Genomic DNA, 1,265 nt, shown 5'->3' with positions numbered 1-1,265 from the left:
GCGCGCACGTAGGCGGTATGGGCCGGAGGGAAGTCGGGCGGGACCGAGCTGGCGATGCGGTAGCTGGTGGCCGTTCCCGAATACACGGTGCCGTTGCTCGTGCTATCCAGCTTCACGTCGTAGTGGCTCACGTTGCTGAGCGCATCCCATTTGGCGGTTTCGTAGGTGATCTTGTACGAACCGTCATAGACGACGGTCACGTTGGTCGGCTTTCTGCGCACCATCACCGACTTGGTGGTGCTCCAGGAACCACATCCGCCACTGTTGCAGGCGCGCACTCGATAGCCGAAGGTCGTTCCGTTCGTCATTCCGCTGAACGACTTGCTGGTACCGCTTCCGCTGTACACCGTGCTCCAGCTGCCGCCGTTGGCCTGCTGCTGCAGCGTGTAGCTGGTCGCCGTGCTCAAGCTGCTCCAGTTGATCGAGTAGCTCCCCGTCTCGCTGGTGCTGGGAACATTGAGCGTGGGCACATTAGGCGGCAGCGTCACATCCACATTGCCACTCGTTTTATAGCCGCTGCAGCCGGCTGCATTGCAGGCCTTTACCCGGAATTTATGGTTTCCCGATGCCGTCGCCGTGTAGGAATAGCTGGTCCCGGTCCCCGTGTGGAAGTTGTTCCAGGAGCCGCCGTTGTACTGCGCTTGCAGCGTGTAACTGGTCGCCGTGCTGGAACTGGACCAACTGATCGTGATGGGCCCACTACTGGTCGCCGGCACGCTGATGCTCGAAGGCGTCGGTGGCGGAAGCGATACGTCCACGCTCTGGACTGCGCTCCATGCGCTGCAGCCATCGATATCGCAGGCCTGAAGCCGATAGTAGTAGGTCCCGTTGGCGTGCCCACTCAACGTCGCACTGGTTCCACTTCCGCTGTACACCGTGCTCCAGCTTCCACCGCTTGGCTCTTCTTGCAGGGTGTAGCTGGTGGCGCTGCTCACGCTGTCCCAACTGGCGGTATAGCTCCCCGTGTGGTTGGTGGAAGGCACGGTGAGGCTCGGCACTGTCGGAGGCAACGAACTCCAGCGGGAACAACCACCGATGTTGCAGGCACGCACATAGGGCGTATGCGGCACCGGCACGTCCGGCGGAACCGTGCTCTCGATCGTGTACATCGTGTCCGTCCCGGAATACACGATGGTGCTGCTGCTATCGATCTTGACCTCGTAACGGTCCGCATAGTTGACCGCATCCCATTCCGCTTTTTCGTACGTGATCTTCGAGGAGCCCTGCACGACGACTTGCACATTCGGCGGCGCATTGGGCGGATA

1 pseudogene is annotated in these 1,265 nt (G+C 61.1%); it reads right to left on the bottom strand.

Going from position 1 to position 1,265, the window contains the following annotated elements:
• Positions 1 to 1,265, bottom strand: a pseudogene (locus HF690_RS14955) (fibronectin type III domain-containing protein); the annotation flags it as partial.

Source organism: Oleiagrimonas citrea, assembly GCF_012395255.1.
In the GTDB taxonomy this organism is placed as follows: Bacteria; Pseudomonadota; Gammaproteobacteria; order Xanthomonadales; family Rhodanobacteraceae; genus Oleiagrimonas; species Oleiagrimonas citrea.
The sequence above is the reverse complement of the archived record's forward strand: the minus strand, read 5'-3'. Positions and strand labels throughout refer to the sequence as shown.